This is a genomic window from Sphingobium sp. TB-6 (assembly GCF_012927365.1).
Classification (GTDB): domain Bacteria; phylum Pseudomonadota; class Alphaproteobacteria; order Sphingomonadales; family Sphingomonadaceae; genus Sphingobium.
Window position 1 is genome coordinate 188,575 of the sequence record NZ_JABBGL010000003.1, and the last position, 17,020, is coordinate 205,594.

13 protein-coding genes and 1 tRNA gene are annotated in these 17,020 nt (G+C 63.1%); 7 read left to right on the plus strand and 7 right to left on the minus strand.

Annotated features, from left to right (window positions below; genetic code table 11):
* Window positions 1-28: 28 nt before the first annotated feature.
* The gene (gene dnaJ / locus HHL26_RS06235) at window positions 29-1,165 is read left to right on the plus strand and encodes a molecular chaperone DnaJ (RefSeq protein WP_066559899.1); all 1,137 of its coding nucleotides are present in this window, start codon (window positions 29-31) and stop codon (window positions 1,163-1,165) included.
* 32 nt (window positions 1,166-1,197) lie between these two features.
* Here dnaJ and HHL26_RS06240 read toward each other — a convergent pair whose 3' ends face one another.
* From HHL26_RS06240 to HHL26_RS06250, 3 genes are all read right to left on the minus strand, one after another.
* On the minus strand, window positions 1,198-2,490 hold the full coding sequence (locus HHL26_RS06240; protein ID WP_066559897.1) for an amino acid permease: 1,293 nt from the start codon (window positions 2,488-2,490) through the stop codon (window positions 1,198-1,200).
* A 299-nt stretch (window positions 2,491-2,789) separates the two neighbouring features.
* Window positions 2,790-4,592 carry an acyl-CoA dehydrogenase C-terminal domain-containing protein gene (locus tag HHL26_RS06245; RefSeq protein WP_066559894.1) on the minus strand — a complete coding sequence of 601 codons (1,803 nt, stop codon included), beginning with the start codon at window positions 4,590-4,592 and terminating at the stop codon, window positions 2,790-2,792.
* 36 nt (window positions 4,593-4,628) lie between these two features.
* Window positions 4,629-5,036 (minus strand): MerR family DNA-binding transcriptional regulator, encoded by a 408-nt coding sequence (locus tag HHL26_RS06250; RefSeq protein WP_066559892.1) that lies wholly within the window; start codon window positions 5,034-5,036, stop codon window positions 4,629-4,631.
* A 106-nt stretch (window positions 5,037-5,142) separates the two neighbouring features.
* Here HHL26_RS06250 and HHL26_RS06255 point away from each other — a divergent pair, with 106 nt between their 5' ends.
* The 4 genes from HHL26_RS06255 (at window position 5,143) to HHL26_RS06270 (ending at window position 10,226) form a co-directional block, all read left to right on the plus strand.
* Window positions 5,143-5,550, plus strand: coding sequence for a DUF2946 family protein (locus HHL26_RS06255; RefSeq protein ID WP_066559890.1), 408 nt, complete (start codon window positions 5,143-5,145; stop codon window positions 5,548-5,550).
* 41 nt (window positions 5,551-5,591) lie between these two features.
* The gene (locus HHL26_RS06260) at window positions 5,592-7,631 is read left to right on the plus strand and encodes a TonB-dependent receptor (protein ID WP_066559888.1); all 2,040 of its coding nucleotides are present in this window, start codon (window positions 5,592-5,594) and stop codon (window positions 7,629-7,631) included.
* A gap of 157 nt (window positions 7,632-7,788) precedes the next feature.
* Window positions 7,789-9,411: an NAD(P)/FAD-dependent oxidoreductase gene (locus tag HHL26_RS06265; protein WP_066559883.1), complete on the plus strand. Its 1,623-nt coding sequence runs from the start codon at window positions 7,789-7,791 to the stop codon at window positions 9,409-9,411.
* Window positions 9,412-9,833: 422 nt separating this feature from the next.
* Window positions 9,834-10,226, plus strand: coding sequence for an energy transducer TonB (locus HHL26_RS06270; protein WP_240962359.1), 393 nt, complete (start codon window positions 9,834-9,836; stop codon window positions 10,224-10,226).
* Between the two features lie 130 nt (window positions 10,227-10,356).
* On the opposite strand, the gene HHL26_RS24200 is transcribed toward HHL26_RS06270, so the two are convergent.
* Entirely contained in the window at window positions 10,357-10,947 is a 591-nt protein-coding gene (locus HHL26_RS24200; RefSeq protein WP_257721817.1) for a YfiM family protein, read from the minus strand.
* Window positions 10,948-11,352: a hypothetical protein gene (locus HHL26_RS24205; protein ID WP_237229835.1), complete on the minus strand. Its 405-nt coding sequence runs from the start codon at window positions 11,350-11,352 to the stop codon at window positions 10,948-10,950. It abuts the gene before it with no gap.
* A 39-nt stretch (window positions 11,353-11,391) separates the two neighbouring features.
* Between HHL26_RS24205 and HHL26_RS06280 the strand changes: the two genes are divergently transcribed.
* Both HHL26_RS06280 and HHL26_RS06285 read left to right on the plus strand, forming a co-directional pair.
* Window positions 11,392-11,634 (plus strand): hypothetical protein, encoded by a 243-nt coding sequence (locus HHL26_RS06280; RefSeq protein ID WP_145907427.1) that lies wholly within the window; start codon window positions 11,392-11,394, stop codon window positions 11,632-11,634.
* 340 nt (window positions 11,635-11,974) lie between these two features.
* Window positions 11,975-12,343, plus strand: a complete 369-nt coding sequence (locus tag HHL26_RS06285; protein WP_237229832.1) for a thermonuclease family protein — start codon at window positions 11,975-11,977, stop codon at window positions 12,341-12,343.
* 68 nt (window positions 12,344-12,411) lie between these two features.
* Here HHL26_RS06285 and HHL26_RS06290 read toward each other — a convergent pair.
* A tRNA-Gln gene (locus HHL26_RS06290) sits at window positions 12,412-12,485 on the minus strand.
* Between the two features lie 236 nt (window positions 12,486-12,721).
* On the minus strand, window positions 12,722-16,978 hold the full coding sequence (gene rpoC / locus HHL26_RS06295) for a DNA-directed RNA polymerase subunit beta' (RefSeq protein ID WP_066559877.1): 4,257 nt from the start codon (window positions 16,976-16,978) through the stop codon (window positions 12,722-12,724).
* Window positions 16,979-17,020: the final 42 nt, after the last annotated feature.

Below are 17,020 nucleotides of genomic sequence, written 5' to 3' on the forward strand. Positions count from 1 at the left end.
ATGATGGGGCAGGGACGCCGGGGGCGAAATGAGCACCGAAATCGATTATTACGAACTGCTTGAAGTCGAACGCACGGCGGATGCCGGGGCTATCAAGAGCGCCTATCGCAAGCTGGCGATGAAATATCACCCGGACAAGACCGGGGGCTGCACTGACAGCGAGGCCAAGTTCAAGGCCGTTTCCGAAGCCTATGAGTGCCTGAAAGACCCGCAGAAGCGCGCGGCCTATGACCGTTTCGGTCATGCGGCGTTCCAGAATGGCGGTCCGGGCGGCTTTGGCGGCGGACGCGGCGGCGCGGGCGGTTTTTCCGATCTGGGCGATATTTTCGAGACGATTTTCGGTCAGGCCGCAGGCGGTTTCGGCGGCGGCGGACGACAGGCCCAGCGGCGCGGGGCGGACCTGCGCTATGACCTGGAGATCACGCTGGACGATGCCTATCATGGCAAGAAGACCGAGATCGAGATCGAGGTTTCGGCGGCCTGCGAAAGCTGCGACGGTTCCGGCGCGCAGCCGGGGACGGGCGTCAAGGGCTGCGGCACCTGTCATGGTCATGGCCAGGTGCGGGCGCAGCAGGGCTTTTTCGTGGTCGAGCGGACCTGTCCGTCCTGCCATGGCGCGGGACAGGTGATTGAAAGCCCCTGCCGTTCGTGCCGGGGCGAAGGGCGGGTGGACAAGCCCAAGACGCTTTCCGTCAGCATCCCCGCCGGTGTCGATGAAGGCACGCGCATCCGCCTGTCGGGCGAGGGCGAGGCGGGCGCGCGCGGGGCGCCTGCGGGCGATCTCTATATTTTCCTGCATGTGAAGCGGCACTCGATCTTCGAGCGGGACGGGACGACCCTGTTTGCCCGCGCGCCGGTCAGCATCACCACGGCGGCGTTGGGAGGCGTGATCGAAGTGCCGGGTCTCGACGGCCAGCGGCATGAAATCAAGATCCCGAGCGGTATTCAGTCAGGCAAGCAGATCCGCCAGCGTGGGGCGGGCATGCCCGTGCTCAACGGGCGGGGGCAGGGCGATCTGGTGATTCAGGTCGATGTAGAAACCCCGACCAGATTGACTGCGAAGCAGCGGGAATTGCTGGAAGCCTTCCGCGAGACGGAAACCGGCGAGGAATGCCCGCAGTCGACCGGATTTTTCAGCAAGCTCAAGGAAATGTGGGGGGATTGAGGCTCCTGGGGGCGGGAGCGCGGATCGCATAGTTAGGCTGTTTTCTTCGCTTCCCATCTCGCCCAGGCGTAGAAGGGAAAACCCCCCGCCATCAGCAGAAAACTCGCCCCGCTCGGCACCAATCCCGCGCCCCAGAGCGTCCAGAGCGCATAAGCCAGCCCCACCAGCGCCGCCAGCACCACCAGCCGGAACCGCAACGCCGCCAGGGCGCAGCCGACATACAGCCAGAGCGTGGCCGATGTCGACAGCAGCGCCATGGCAGTGAACAGCGCGACCAGTCCTTGCAGGCTGTTGGCGATCAGCATCAATGTTCCCAGCACGCAGGACAGCAGCAGTGCGCGGACTGGGGTGCCTTGGCGGTTGGTCCCGGCCAGCCAGCACGGCAATTCGCCGCCCCGCGCCATGGCGAGCGGCACTTCGCCTTGCAGCAGTGTCCAGCCGTTGAGCGCGCCAAGACAACTGATCGTGGCGAAGGCGGCGATGAAATGCGCCGGGCCGGGCGACCAATAATGAGCGACGAAGGCGGCGAAGGGCGAGCCTGACTGACTTTCCGCCGCGGGCAGGGTGAGCGCTATGCCGGAGCAAACCAGCAGATAGATAAGGCCCGTCACCGCCGTGCCGATCAGCGTGGCGCGGGGGATGGTCCGGGCGGGATCGCGCACCTTGTCGGCGGCGACGCTGGCGGATTCGAAGCCCAATAGCGCCCAGAGCGTCAACGCCGCCGAGGCGGTGATGCCGGCGCTGGTGAAGCCTTGGGCGGGAAAGGGCGCGACCTCCGCCTTGCCGCTGCCCAGCATCAGGGCGAGCAGGAGGAAGACCAGGATGATCGGTATCAGCTTGATCGCGGTGGTGGCGAGTTGAGTCACGCCCGCGGCCCGCGCACCGATCAGGTTGATGCCGGTGGTTAGCCAAAGAAAGGCGATCGAGACGAGCGCCCCCATGCCGGGGCGGTTGAGCGCGGGCAGGATGCTGCTGAGATTGGCGGTGGCGGCGACCGCGATGGTGACATTGGTGAAGATCACCGAAATCCAGTAGATCCAGCCGATCGCGAAACCGGCGAGCGGCCCATAGGCGCGGGTGATGAACTGCGCTGTGCCGCCGGCATCGGGCATCAGCACCGTCAGCCGCGCGATGACATAGGCGAGGATGAGCGATCCGGCGATGGTGAACACCCATCCCGCCACCGCATCCCAGCCGAAGGGCGCGAGCGAGGCGGGGAGCAGGAACACGCCGGAGCCGATCATATTGCCCATGACCAGCGCGATGCAGGCGGCAAGGCCCAACGTGCGGCTGGTGGAGGGAGGGGCCGTGGCTGGCTGGATCATGTGCCGTTTGATGGGCTTATGCGGCGCTGGGTGCAATGGGGCATGGAGGGGGAGGCGAAACGAAGAGCCAAGGGCGATGGCTGCGAATGGCCAGAGGCGGACATCGATAACATTCGTCATCCCAGCGCAAGCTGGGATCTCGTGAGTCTAGGCTGTGCCCTCTCGCCTGAGATCCCAGCTTGCGCTGGGATGACGGATTTAAATGGTAGGAATTCACCCAATTCCCGCTCTTTGGCGGCCCGGAAAAAGAACGCTCCGCTGCGGCTGGCCGAGCGGAGCGTCTTGCATCCCGCGACGCTTCAAGCCGCCAGGAACATCTCCGGATCCAGCGCCATCAGGCTGTCCGCGCCGCCCTCGATCTTGCGGCGGAGCGCGCCGGCGTCGGGCATGATGCGTTCCGCAAAGAAGCGGGCCGTCACCAGCTTGGCTTCATGGAATTTGGCATCCTCCGAGCCTGCCGCGATCTGGGCCGTAGCCGCCCTGGCCATGCGCAGCCACATCAGGCCCGTCGCGACGATCCCCAATATGTGCATATAGTGCACCGCGCCCGCCCCGGCATTGTCAGGATTCTTCATTGCATTCTGCATCAACCACATGGTCGCGGCGCCAAGCTGGCCGCTCGCCTTTTCCAGCGCTTCGGCCAGGGGTGCGAGCTTTTCGTCGGCCTTGGCTGCCGCCACCTCATCCGCGATGATCTTGAGGAAGGCCTGGAGCGCCCGGCCGCCGTTCATGGGCAGCTTGCGCCCGACAAGGTCCATCGCCTGTATGCCGTTGGTGCCCTCGTAAATCTGGGCGATGCGGGCGTCGCGGACATATTGTTCGACGCCATTTTCCCAGATGTAGCCATGACCGCCGAACACCTGCTGCGCCGTCACGGCGACATCGAAGCCCTTGTCCGTGCCATAGCCCTTGATCACCGGGGTCAGCAGTTGGACGAGGTCGTCGGCCGCCTGACGTTCTTCTTCCGTGGCGGCATGGTGGGAGAGGTCGACCTGAAGCGCGCCCCAGAGCATCAGCGCGCGCAGCCCTTCGGTCAGCGCCTTGCCCTCCATCAACATCCGGCGCACATCGGGGTGGACGAACAGGGTGTCGGCCTTTTCCTCCGGCTCCTTGGGGCCGGTCAGCGCCCGGCCCTGGCGCCGGTCATGCGCATAGGCGGCGGCGTTCTGATAGGCGATTTCCGCTTGGCCCAGACCCTGGAGACCAACCCCCAGCCGCGCCGCGTTCATCATGATGAACATGGCGGCCAGACCCTTATTCTCCTCGCCCACCAGCCAGCCGGTCGCGCCGTCATAGTTCATGACGCAGGTGGCATTGCCGTGAATGCCCATCTTATGTTCCAGCGAGCCGCAGGAAACCGCATTGCGTTCACCCAGCGATCCATCCTCCTTCACGAGGAATTTCGAGACGACGAACAGCGAGATTCCCTTGCTGCCCTCCGGCGCGTCGGGAGTCTTGGCAAGGACGAGGTGGATGATGTTTTCCGCCAGGTCATGCTCGCCCGCCGAAATGAAGATCTTGGTCCCGCTGATCGTGAAGCTGCCGTCCTGCTGGGGTACGGCCTTGGTCTTGATGAGGCCGAGATCGGTGCCACAATGCGGTTCCGTCAGGTTCATCGTCCCGGTCCATCGGCCCGACACCATATTGGGGAGGTAAGTCTGCTTCTGCTCTTCGCTGCCCTTGGCGATCAGGGCGGCCACGGCCCCGCTGGTCAGGCCATGATACATTTCGAAGCTGTGGTTGGCCGAGAGTATATATTCGCTGACCGCCGTCGCCACGACATGGGGCAGACCCTGCCCGCCATATTCGACCGGCGCATGCAGCGTGGTCCAGCCGCCCTCGACATAGGCGTCATAGGCCGCCTTGAAGCCGGTCGGCGTGGTGACGCTGCCGTCCGGGTGGCGGGTGCAGCCTTCCTTGTCGCCCACGGCGTTCAAGGGGAAGAGGACTTCGGCGGCGATCTTGCCGCCTTCGGTCAGGATCGCCTCGACCAGATCCGCGGTCGCATTTTCGAAACCGGGCAGATTGGTGTAGCGGTCCAGCCCCAGCACATGGTCGAGCACGAAGCGGGTGTCGCGGACGGGGGCGGTATAGCTGGGCATGATCTTCTCCGGACGATTCTGTTCTGGTGAGGGGGATTATCTGTCGAGGACGGTCACGAACTGGGAGAGTTCCGCGATGGCGGCATCGATATCGTCTTTCTGGCGGGTCAGAAGGTCGATGCGCGCCTTGCACTTGGCGATGGTGACGCGGCGCTGCTCCTCATGTCCCTCGTCGGCATCGTAGAGGTCGATCATCTCGCGAATGTCGGACAGGCTGAAGCCCACCCGCTTGCCGCGCAATATCCACGCCAGCCGGGCGCGGTCGCGGCGCGAATAGATGCGGGCCAGGCCTTGCCGTTCCGGCGCGATCAGCCCTTCATCCTCGTAGAAGCGCAGGGCGCGGGCGGTGACGCCGAACTCCTCGGACAGGTCGGTGATGGTGTAAGATTGCCGGTCGCTGTGATCGGGGAGTTCGATGCCGGCGATGCTGGTGCGTTTGTCCATGCCGGGTGATGTAACGCTGCCTTACGTTTACGTCAAGGTGAGTGTGCGGCCCGTGGCCCTTTTGTCCTAGTGACAGGGCGGGCCGTCGCCGCTAGGGCTTGGCGCCATGATGGGGGCAGTCAGACGATCGGAATTGGCGAAAGGCCTGCTGGCCGCGCTGGCTCTGCTCGTGCTGGCGATTCAGCTTGTTGCGCCCTCGGGCTTCATGCCGGTGCGGACCGATCGGGGCGTCGTGGTGACGCTTTGCACGGGGCAGGGCGCGGTCAATATCGTGGTCGACCGGGGGCAGGCTCCCGCCAAGGATCACGCGCCGGATGACGGCATGGCGGGGCAGCAGCATTGCCCCTTTGCCGCGTCCGTTCAGCCGGTGGTGCCGCCGCTCGCGCTGGCCGATCTGCCGCTGCCGGTCTGGCAGCTTGGCTTCGGGCCGATCGCCTTCGCGCTCAAGACCGGGCTGATCGCGCGGCTGGCCGCACCGCCGCCGCCTTCTTCGGGACCGCCCGCCACCTTCTGAATCCGCTGTTTCTCGTGCTTTTTCAGTAAGGTTGTTTTTTCATGTCCGTTTTTTCCATTTCGCGCGGCGTTTCGCTGTGTGCGCTTGCCTGCTCGCTATCTTCTCCCGCTCTGGCCGATGAGGTGGCCGAGCAAAGCCGGATCATCGTCACCGCCAGCCCCGTGGTCGAGGAGGCCGCGGCGAAAGTCGCCCGCACGCCCGGCGGGATCGATGTCGTGTCCGCCGAGGATTTCGAAGACAAGCTGGCCGTTTCCCTGCGCGATGCGCTGAGCTTTTCGCCCGGCGTCTATACCCAGCCGCGCTTCGGGCAGGAGGTGCGGATTTCCATTCGCGGGTCCGGCCTGTCGCGTGGCTATCATATGCGCGGGCTGACGCTGTTGCAGGACGGCATCCCCATCAACATGGCCGACGACAATGGCGATTTTCAGGAGCTGGACCCGCAGATCTTCCAGCATCTGGAGGTTTATCGCGGCGGCAATGCGCTGCGGCGAGGCGGGTCGACGCTGGGCGGGGCGATCAATGCGGTGACGCCGACCGGGCGAACGGCTCCGGGGGCCGAGCTGCGGGTCGATGGCGGGTCGTTCGATACGCTGCGGGCCAAGGCGGCCTACGGCTATGCCGATGAGCGGGGCGATGCCTGGGCGGCCGTCACCGCCGATCGGTCCGATGGCGATCGCGCTCATGGGCGGCGCAAGGCGCTGCGCTTCAACGGCAATGTCGGGTTGAAGCTCAATGACCGGGTGGAGACGCGCTTCTACGCCAGCGCGCAAACGATCCGGCAGAAACTGTCGGGCGCGCTCAATGAAAGCGATGCGCTGAACCATCCGGCCAAGGGCAATTTCGCTGGCGATCAGGCGCGCAATATCGATTCGATCCGCTTGCAGAACCGCACCACGGTTCAGCTTGACGGCGGCGAGCTGGCCTTCGGGGTCTATTATAATGCCAAGGCGCTCAACCATCCGATCTATCAGCTCGTCGACCAGAAGTCGAAGGATCGCGGCGTCTTCGCCAGCCTTGATCTGGCAGGGGATCTGGGCGGGCTGCCGGTCGAATTGACGCTGGGTAGCCAGGCGCGCTTCGGGCAGGGCAAATTCCGGCAGTTCGTCAATCTGAACGGCAGGCCCGGCGCGCCGACCTCCTATCAGAAGGCGCGGGCGCAGACGATCAACAGCTATGGCGAGGCGCGGATCGCACCGATTGCAGGGCTGTGGCTGATCGCGGGCGGCATCTATACCCATGGCGAGCGGCGGCTCGACAATCGTTTCGCCCCGGTAAGGAGCGGGGATGCGTCGTTCGATGCCTTCGCCCCGAAATTCGGGCTGTTGTTCGAGCCCGCGCAGACGGTGCAATTCTATGCGAATTATAGCCGGTCGGTGGAGCTGCCGGGCTTTATCGAATTGGGGCAGACACAGTTTGATACGCTGGCCGTCGGCTTTGTCCCCCTTCAGCCGCAAAAGGCATGGACAGGGGAGATCGGCACCCGTGGGACGCTTGGCATGGCCCATTGGGACATCAGCATCTATCGGGCCGATCTTCGTGGCGAGATGTTGCAATATGGCGCGGGCGACAGCGCTATTCCCGCCGCGACTTTCAATGCAGGCCGCACGCGGCATCAGGGGATTGAGGCGGGGCTGGACCTTGCGCTGGCGCCCTGGGCGATGCTGCGGCAGGTCTATCAATATAGCGATTTCCGCTTCCGCGACGATGAGCAGTTCGGCAATAACCGCTTGCCGGTGGTGCCGCGCCATTTTTACCGGGCGGAGCTGAAGCTGGGGACGGAGCGGTTCAGCGTCTCGCCGGCGGTCGAATGGCTGCCGCAGGGTGCCTGGGTGGACTATGCCAACACGAAACGGGTGGGCGATTACGCCACGCTGAACCTTGGGGCGCAGGCAGAGGTGAAGCCGGGTGTCACCCTGTTCCTCGATGCCCGCAATCTGACCGGCGAGCGGGCTGTGGGGGATATCAGCGCTCTGGTTCGCTATGTGCCGGACAATCCGGCAACTCTGGTGAATGAAGGTAGCGTCGCCTTTTATCCTGTCGAGCGGCGGGCGTTCTATGGTGGGGTGCGCGCCCGGTTCTAATTCAATCGTCATTCCCGCGAAGGCGGGAATCCATCTCCGACGCTGCATCAAGTCTATTCTTATGGGAGATGGGTTCCCGCCCCAGCGGGAACGACGATGGGAGAGATGATCCAAGGAGGACTGGAGCCGACTCGCTAATAGGTTTAGGGGCAGGCGAATGTTGCGCCTTTCCGGATTGAAACTGCCCCTCGACCATCCCGCCGAGGCGATGCCTGCCGCCATTTGCGAGCGGCTGGATCTCGCGCCGCAGCAACTGTTGAGCCATGCCGTGGTGCGCCGGGGCAATGATGCGCGACGCAAAAATGCGATCCAGCTCGTCTACACCGTCGATGTCGAAGTGACGGACGAGGCGGAGGTGCTGGAGCGCTTCGCCAAGGATCATGACGTCCGTCTGCGCCCGGACACCGACTACAAATTCGTGGCGAGGGCGCCGCAGGGCTGGTCGGGCAAGCGGCCCGTCGTGATCGGTGCGGGACCGTGCGGACTGTTTGCGGGACTGATCCTCGCGCAAATGGGCTTTCGCCCGATCATCCTCGACCGGGGCAAGGTGGTGCGGGAGCGGACCAAGGATACCTGGGGTCTGTGGCGCCGCGCCGAACTCAATCCCGACAGCAATGTGCAGTTCGGGGAGGGCGGGGCGGGCACCTTCTCCGACGGCAAGCTTTATTGCCGGGTGAAGGATCCGCGCTTTCTGGGCCGCAAGGTGCTGGAAGAATTCGTCGCCGCGGGTGCGCCCGATGACATATTGACCGAAGCGCATCCGCATATCGGGACTTTCCGCCTCGTCTCCATGGTTGAATCCATGCGCCGCCAGATCGAGGGGCTGGGCGGCGAATATCGCTGGCAGCACCGGGTTGATGAACTGGAACTGGAACGGCAGGGCGAGGGCATGCAGAAGCTGCGCGGGCTGCATCTGGCGGACGGCGGTTTCATCGAGACGGACCATGTCGTGCTGGCGGTGGGCCACAGCGCCCGCCCGACCTTCGAGATGCTGCACCGGCGCGGCGTGCATATCGAGCCGAAACCCTTTTCCATCGGCGTGCGCATCGAGCATCCGCAAAGCTGGATCGACCGCGCGCGCTACGGCAATTGCGCGGGGCATCCGGTGTTGGGCGCGGCGGCCTATAGCCTTGCCCATCATTGCGCCAATGGGCGGACGGTCTACAGCTTCTGCATGTGTCCTGGTGGACGGGTGGTTGCGGCGACTTCGGAGGAGGGGCGCGTCGTCACCAACGGCATGAGCCAATATTCACGGGCCGAGTTCAACGCCAATTCTGGCCTGGTGGTCGGCATCGATCCGGAGCGGGACTATCCCGGCGGGCCGCTGGCGGGGATCGAATTGCAGCGTCATTGGGAAAGCATGGCCTTTGTCGCGGGCGGTTCCTCCTACCATGCGCCGGGACAGAAGGTGGGGGATTTCCTTGAGGGCCGCGCTTCGAGCGAGTTGGGCGAGGTCATTCCGTCCTACAAGCCGGGCGTGACCCTGACCGACCTCTCGCGCTGCCTGCCCGAATTCGTGCTGGAGGCATTCCATGAGGCGATCCCCGTCTTCGGGCGGCAGATCGCCAATTACGACCATCCCGACGCCGTGATGACGGGGGTGGAAACCCGCACCTCCTCCCCGATCCGCATCACGCGGGGCAAGGATCATCAGAGCCTCAATGTTGCGGGCCTTTATCCCGCCGGGGAGGGGGCGGGCTATGCGGGCGGCATTCTCTCCGCCGCGATCGATGGGATAAAGGTGGCGGAGGCGGTGGGCTTGAGCATCGCGGCGGGCTGACTCCTTCCGTCACGCACCGTTCCTCTGAAGCCCGAGTCGATGCGCCGGAGCGTTATCGGCCGCCCTCGCAAAATGCCTTGATTGAAACGACTTGCCGAAGGGTGCTGCGACGGCGCGGAAACGATGCTTCAAAATGGGACAGGATGGCCCAGGTTTGAAATATTATGTATGCCGATGAGATCATTCATTTATATTGGTTACTCAATCGATCGTCTTTGTAATATATAAAGTCCCGCAGCTTTTCGGCCGGCCAGATGCCGCCGCAGCCGCTCCAATCATAATCCTACATCATCGCAGAGGAGGCTCTCATGCATGCCAAGCCCTTGATTTTGGCGCTTTGCTCGTCCCTGCTGCTGTCAACAGGGGTTAGTGCCAGACAGCCAGGCGACCAACTGACCGTGGTGGCGTCGCCGGAAAAGGAAATGACGTACGAGAAATGGCAGAATCGGACCGCGAACCGGCTGACCAGCAGCATTCGCCGGACCGCCAATCTGGCTTCCGACCATAGCGCGACCGGCTATGCCCGGGTTCAGTTCCGTCTGGATGATGAGGGGCGGCCCCAGGCCATCGCCCTTGCCCAGCCTTCGTCGTCTCGTTCCATCGACCGGATATCGATGCGGGCGGTCAAGACCATGGGGCGGTTGACGCCGTTGCCGCCGCAAATCGGCGCGGCTTCCAGGTTCGAGGCGTGGATCATCGTCGCCAACGATGCCTGGGAACGGGACGATATGCTGAACCGGCTTCGTACGGACCATCGGGCACAGACGCTGGCGCAGGCAGGCGCCGAGCAGCCCGTTCTGATTGCGTCGCGCTGAACGCCGCCCTTCCCCCCGGATGGCGTTGGCCCGATGCGGAGTCTGGAGGAGCGGCCGGGTTGGCGACCCGATGCGCGCGGTTCAGCCGGCGCGCATCTGCCTCCTTCGCTCTTCCAGCTTCCGCTCTCCTTCAATGGACATAGGCGGCGGTATAGGGGAGCTGAAAATAGTCGAGCCCGCTACCGATCGCGCGACCCAGGCGCGATCGGCTGTTTCGGAAGAACAACTGCTTGATGTTGAGGCCGACGCCGAAGAAGATGTCGCGTTCCGGCCTTATGCCGGCGGCGCGGTCGGCATTGGTGAAATTCTTGCCGCGATATCCGAGTTGCAGTTCGACCAGGCGCAACGGGCTGTCGCGCAACCTTGCGAAACCGGCGAGTTCAAGCGAAAGCAGAAAGCGCTGCTGTTCATAATGGCGCTTGCCCTTGAAGCTGTAGACTTCTGAATTGGGCATCATCAGCAGGCGGAAATCCAGCTTCTCCTCCAGTCCCGGCACCGTATGGCGCAGCACCGAAAAGGCCGCGCCGCCGGTATTGAAGAGGAGATCCTGTGGCGAAAAGCCACTATCCTTCTTATGCGCGTCCCACATTTCGCCATAGAGCATCAGTCCCATGGAAAGCAGCGCGGCCGGGGCTGCCGCCCTGGCCCGGTCATGGGTTTTGCGGGCTATCCGCGCGCCGAGAAATTCCGCGAACAGATAGGCGTTGAAGGCGTGGGTCAGCTAGTCGATGCCCAGATTGTTGGTGTCCTTGCCGAACCAGCCTTCATCCTTGAAATGGAAATGAGTCGTGCCGTCCGTCCAATAGGCCTGCGTCGCGCTGATATAGGCGAAGAGGCCGATGGTTTCCCATTTGGCGGCGCCGATGCGGCTGCCAAGCGAATGATAGCGACTGTCGGTATCGGCATCCGGAGCTGCCGGGCTTTGCGGATCGGCTGGCCCTTGCACGACAGGATTGGCTGGCGGGGGGTGGGGTGTCATGGCGCCCAGATCGAAGGCGGTATCCATGAGAGCCAACTGGCTGGGAGCGGCAGATCGAAGGCCTGGATCATCGCCACTTTGCGCGGCAGCGGAGGTGGAGCCGATGCACAGGGACAGCGCGGGCAGGACGGTCCATGCTGGGTGCATCTTATCTCCCCAATAAACCATGCCCATTTCATATTTCATATGAGCTATTTGATTTATCGGGATAATTTACCCCTGCCGGATGGTTCAGGACAATTTGCGATAATGGGTAATGGCTGCCCATTAATGCTTATTTCGTCGGTCGGATCGTGGGATATGCAAAGCCATATTGCTTTGGTCTTAGTCGCGGCGACACCCGCCGAAACCCCAAGCAAATTCGGAAAAGGGATTGCGAACGGCATGGAAGGTGGCATCCGCCTCCTGGCCGCCAACCCCATCCCCTGATGATGAAATGGGGAGGGCGACCGGGCCTCGCATCCGTTTCGGGCAGAGGATGGGTATATCCAAAGACAGAGGATGGGCGAGTGAAATTAATTCATTCGTATCAAAGCGATACATATCTGTCGATTATCGTTAAATATCATGAAAAACTGGGTGAAGAGATCAATATAGAATTTACAGATAGATTTACTGGCTAAAAATTGAACCGAGGCAAGAATGCTGGTGGACTGGGGTGTAAGCAAGCGAGGGCCGCGCCGGCACCCAATGGCAGGGAGCGGCGATGATGGGGAGAGGGCATGATTTTTAGCCTGGACGCCGCGTCGGCCATTGCGGGGGTGGAAGAGTGATCGCCGCCCTGTTCTTCGCATCTGCCTTGACTGTCGTTGATGGTGGCATGCTGCGCGTGAATGGCGAGCGTATCCGGCTTTTGGGCATCGACGCCCCGGACGTTGCCAGCCGTTGCGCCAAGCGCGGGACTTGCGCGCCCATCAGTCCCCGGCAGAGCAAGGAAAGCCTGAAGCGCGCGTTGCGGGATCCCATCACCATCGTTCCGGTGGCCCGCGACGCCAATGGCCGGACTGTCGCGATCGTCTATGCCGGGGGGCTCAACATGTCCTGCGAGCAGATTCGAAAGGGCATGGCCGTTTATAAGCCCGCCTGGGATATGGGCCGCCGTCTGGCGAAGGAATGCCGTTTCCTGTCGAGGCGATGACCGGGCTTGCCTAGAGAATCCCGGCGCAGCGCGTTTCGCCGGCGATGCGCGCTTTTCGAGGAAAAGTCTGGATGCCCGACAAGGATTCGAACCTTGATTGACGGAGTCAGAGTCCGCTCTCTTACCATTAGAGGATCGGGCATCAGGGTGGGCCAGTGGCTCACCGGAGAGGCGCAAATAGGCGGCGATTCCGGATTGGTCAAGAGGGTTTGCGACAGGCTTGCCGGACAATTTCATGGCTTGCCGGGCGCCACCCCAAAAGAAAACCCGCCGGACAGGCTGTCGCTTCCGGCGGGCTCTTCATCGACCCCTTATAGGGTACGAAGGGCTGGGAGCCGCTTCCCGAGATAGGAAGCGACTCCCTGATTTTCAAAGCACTTATTCCATGTCCTCGGTGGTGAAATCCTCACCCTGAACAGCAGCCAGCGGATCGTCTCCGATGGCGGCTTCCGGACCCTGGGCCAGTTCGGCGGCATGCTCTTGCGCGGCCGTCTTGGGCGCGATCAGGTCGACCTGGCTCGACGCCCGCAGCGCGGCCCGCATCGCCGCATCACGCGACGAGGCGGCGACGCGCATGCGGTTCATGCCGGCGCCGGTACCCGCCGGGATGAGGCGGCCGACGATGACGTTTTCCTTGAGGCCCACCAGCGTGTCCTTCTTGCCCTGAACCGCCGCTTCGGTGAGGACGCGGGTGGTTTCCTGGAAGGACGCCGCCGAGATGAAGGAACGCGTCTGGAGCGAGGCCTTGGTGATGCCGAGCAGCACCGGCTTGCCCGCGGCGGGCGCGAAGCCCGGCTGGAGCTTGCTGTTGATCTCGTCCATTTCCTCGCGGTCGATCTGCTCGCCCACCAGCAAAGTGGTGTCGCCGGACTCGATGATCTCGACCTTTTGCAGCATCTGGCGAACGATCGTCTCGATGTGCTTGTCGTTGATCTTCACGCCCTGCAAGCGATAGACTTCCTGGATTTCCGCGACCAGATATTCGGCCAGCGGCTCGATGCCGAGCACTTCCAGAATGTCGTGCGGGTCGGGCGAACCGCCGATCAGGTTGTCGCCGCGCTTCACGAAGTCGCCTTCCTGAACGTCGATCACCTTGCTCTTGGGGATCAGATATTCGACCGGCTCGCCGCCATCCTCGGGATTGATGGCGATCTTGCGCTTCGCCTTGTAATCCTTGAGGAACTGAACGCGGCCCGACACCTTGGCAATGATCGCATTGTCCTTGGGCTTGCGGGCTTCGAACAGTTCGGCGACGCGCGGCAGACCGCCGGTGATGTCGCGGGTCTTGGCCGCTTCGCGGCTGACACGCGCCAGCACGTCACCGGCCTGCACCTGCGCACCGTCATCGACCGACAGGGTCGCGCCGACCGCCAGCATGTAGCGGGCGGCTTCGCCCGAGCCGTCGTCCAGCAGGGTCAGGCGCGGGCGCAGATCCTCCTTGGTACGGGCGGCACCGCGATGCTCCGTCACCACGCGTTGCGCGATGCCGGTGGCTTCGTCGGTCTGTTCGGCCAGCGTCTTGCCGTCGATCAGGTCGACATATTTCACGATACCCGGCTTTTCGGTGATCACCGGCATGGTGAACGGATCCCACTCGGCAAAGCGTTCGCCCTTCGCCACGGGGTCACCGTCGGCAATGAGGACGGTGGCGCCGTAAGGCAGGCGGTGGGTTTCGCGTTCGCGACCTTCGCTATCGATGATCGCGATCTCGCCGTTACGGGCGAGCGACAGGCGACGGCCATTCTTGTCCATGATGGTCGGCATGTCGCGCAGCTCGATCGTGCCGTCCGACATGGCTTCCAGGTTCGACGTTTCGTTGAAGTTCGCCGCGCCGCCGATGTGGAAGGTACGCATGGTCAGCTGCGTGCCCGGTTCACCGATGGACTGCGCCGCGATGACGCCGACCGCTTCACCGATATTGACCGGCGTACCACGGGCGAGGTCACGGCCGTAGCACTTGCCGCAGACGCCCATCTTGCTTTCGCAGATCAGCGGGCTGCGGATCTTCACGGCCTGCGTGCCGATGGCCTCGATTTGCGCCACCAGCGCTTCGTCGAGCAGCGTGCCGATCGGCACGATGACGGTGCCGTCCTTGCTGTCGACGATATCCTGCGCCGTGGTGCGGCCCAGGATGCGCTCGCCAAGCGAGGCGATGACCGAACCGCCCTGGACGATGGCTTTCATCTCCAGCGCCTTTTCGGTGCCGCAATCTTCCTCGACGATGGTGCAATCCTGCGACACGTCGACCAGACGGCGGGTCAGGTAACCCGAGTTCGCCGTCTTGAGCGCGGTGTCGGCAAGCCCTTTTCGAGCACCATGGGTGGAGTTGAAATATTCAAGGACGGTCAGGCCTTCCTTGAAGTTCGAGATGATCGGCGTTTCGATGATTTCGCCCGACGGCTTGGCCATCAGGCCGCGCATACCGGCAAGCTGCTTCATCTGGGCCTGCGAACCACGGGCACCGGAGTGCGCCATCATGTAGATCGAGTTGATCTGGGCCATGCGGCCGGTCGCCGGATCCTTGGGCTGGGCGCGAATCTCGTCCATCATGGCGTTCGCCACCACGTCGCCGCAACGGCTCCAGGCGTCGATCACCTTGTTGTACTTTTCCTGCTGAGTGATCAGGCCGTCCTGATATTGCTGCTCGTAATCAGCCACCAGCGCCTTGGTTTCGGCGACGGTGCCTTCCTTCGAGTCCGGGATCACCATGTCGTCCTTGCCGAACGAAATGCCGGCCTGGAACGCGTGGCGGAAGCCCAGCGCCATGATGGCGTCGGCGAACAGCACCGTGTCCTTCTGGCCGGTGTGGCGATAGACCTGATCGATGACGTCCCCGATTTCCTTCTTGGTGAGAAGGCGGTTGACGACGTCGAAGGGCACCTTGTGGCTCTTGGGCAGACATTCGCCCAGCAGCATGCGGCCCGGCGTCGTTTCGAAGCGCTTCATATACTGATTGCCGGCTTCGTCGGTCTGCGGCACGCGGCTGGTGATCTTCGAGTGCAGCGTCACGGCCTTGGCATAGAGAGCCTGATGGACCTCCTGCATGTCGGACAGCAGCATGCCTTCGCCCGGCTCGCCTTCACGTTCCATGGACAGGTAATAGATACCCAGAACCATGTCCTGCGAGGGGACGATGATCGGCTTGCCGTTCGCGGGGCTGAGGATGTTGTTGGTCGACATCATCAGCACGCGGGCTTCCAACTGGGCTTCCAGCGAGAGCGGCACGTGGACGGCCATCTGGTCACCGTCGAAGTCGGCGTTGAAGGCCGAGCAGACCAGCGGGTGAAGCTGGATCGCCTTGCCCTCGATCAGCACGGGTTCGAACGCCTGGATGCCGAGGCGGTGGAGCGTCGGCGCGCGGTTCAGCATGACCGGGTGCTCGCGGATCACTTCGTCCAGGATGTCCCAGACCTCCTTGCGCTCCTTTTCGACCCATTTCTTCGCCTGCTTCAGGGTCATGGAGAGACCCTTGGCGTCGAGGCGGGCGTAGATGAAGGGCTTGAACAGTTCGAGCGCCATCTTCTTGGGCAGGCCGCACTGGTGCAGCTTGAGTTCCGGGCCGGTCACGATGACCGAACGGCCGGAATAGTCGACGCGCTTGCCGAGCAGGTTCTGACGGAAGCGGCCCTGCTTGCCCTTGAGCATGTCGGACAGCGACTTGAGCGGACGCTTGTTGGCGCCGGTGATGACGCGGCCGCGGCGGCCATTGTCGAACAGGGCGTCGACGGCTTCCTGCAACATGCGCTTTTCGTTGCGGACGATGATGTCCGGCGCGCGCAGCTCCATCAGCCGCTTCAGGCGGTTGTTGCGGTTGATCACGCGGCGATAGAGGTCGTTAAGGTCCGACGTCGCGAAGCGGCCACCGTCCAGCGGCACCAGCGGGCGCAGTTCCGGCGGGATGACTGGAACGACGTCCAGGATCATCCATTCGGGACGGTTGCCCGATTCCAGGAAGCTCTCGACGACCTTCAGCCGCTTGATGATCTTCTTGGGCTTGAGTTCCGACTTGGTGACGGCCAGTTCGTCCAGCAGCGCCTGCTTCTCGCCCTCAAGGTCGAGGTCCATCAGCATCTGCTTGACCGCTTCCGCGCCGATCCCGGCGGAGAAGGCGTCCTCGCCATATTCGTCCTGCGCGTCCAGCAGTTCGTCTTCGGTCAGAAGCTGGAACTTTTCGAGCGGGGTCAGGCCCGGCTCGGTGACGATGTATGATTCGAAATACAGCACCCGCTCAAGCTGCTTCAACTGCATGTCGAGCAGCAGGCCGATGCGCGAGGGCAGCGACTTCAGGAACCAGATGTGCGCGACCGGGGCGGCCAGTTCGATATGGCCCATGCGCTCGCGGCGGACCTTCGACACGGTCACTTCCACGCCGCACTTTTCGCAGACGATGCCCTTGTACTTCATGCGCTTATACTTGCCGCACAGGCATTCATAATCCTTGATCGGACCGAAGATGCGCGCGCAGAACAAGCCGTCACGCTCGGGCTTGAACGTGCGGTAGTTGATGGTTTCCGGCTTCTTGATCTCACCGAAGGACCAGCTGCGGATGCGTTCCGGGGAGGCGAGGCCGATCTGGATCTGGTCGAAGGTTTCCGGCTTCTGGACCGGATTGGCGAAATTGGTCAGTTCGTTCATATTTCATGTCCCTCTAGAGGGTAAAATTTCCGGGTGAAGAAG

Coding starts and splice junctions, on each gene's coding strand:
- dnaJ (WP_066559899.1), top strand. CDS start 29: ATGAGCACCGAAATCGATTATTACGAACTGCTTGAAGTCGAACGCACG.
- HHL26_RS06240 (WP_066559897.1), bottom strand. CDS start 2,490: ATGATCCAGCCAGCCACGGCCCCTCCCTCCACCAGCCGCACGTTGGGC.
- HHL26_RS06245 (WP_066559894.1), bottom strand. CDS start 4,592: ATGCCCAGCTATACCGCCCCCGTCCGCGACACCCGCTTCGTGCTCGAC.
- HHL26_RS06250 (WP_066559892.1), bottom strand. CDS start 5,036: ATGGACAAACGCACCAGCATCGCCGGCATCGAACTCCCCGATCACAGC.
- HHL26_RS06255 (WP_066559890.1), top strand. CDS start 5,143: ATGATGGGGGCAGTCAGACGATCGGAATTGGCGAAAGGCCTGCTGGCC.
- HHL26_RS06260 (WP_066559888.1), top strand. CDS start 5,592: ATGTCCGTTTTTTCCATTTCGCGCGGCGTTTCGCTGTGTGCGCTTGCC.
- HHL26_RS06265 (WP_066559883.1), top strand. CDS start 7,789: ATGTTGCGCCTTTCCGGATTGAAACTGCCCCTCGACCATCCCGCCGAG.
- HHL26_RS06270 (WP_240962359.1), top strand. CDS start 9,834: ATGACGTACGAGAAATGGCAGAATCGGACCGCGAACCGGCTGACCAGC.
- HHL26_RS24205 (WP_237229835.1), bottom strand. CDS start 11,352: ATGCACCCAGCATGGACCGTCCTGCCCGCGCTGTCCCTGTGCATCGGC.
- HHL26_RS06280 (WP_145907427.1), top strand. CDS start 11,392: ATGAGCTATTTGATTTATCGGGATAATTTACCCCTGCCGGATGGTTCA.
- rpoC (WP_066559877.1), bottom strand. CDS start 16,978: ATGAACGAACTGACCAATTTCGCCAATCCGGTCCAGAAGCCGGAAACC.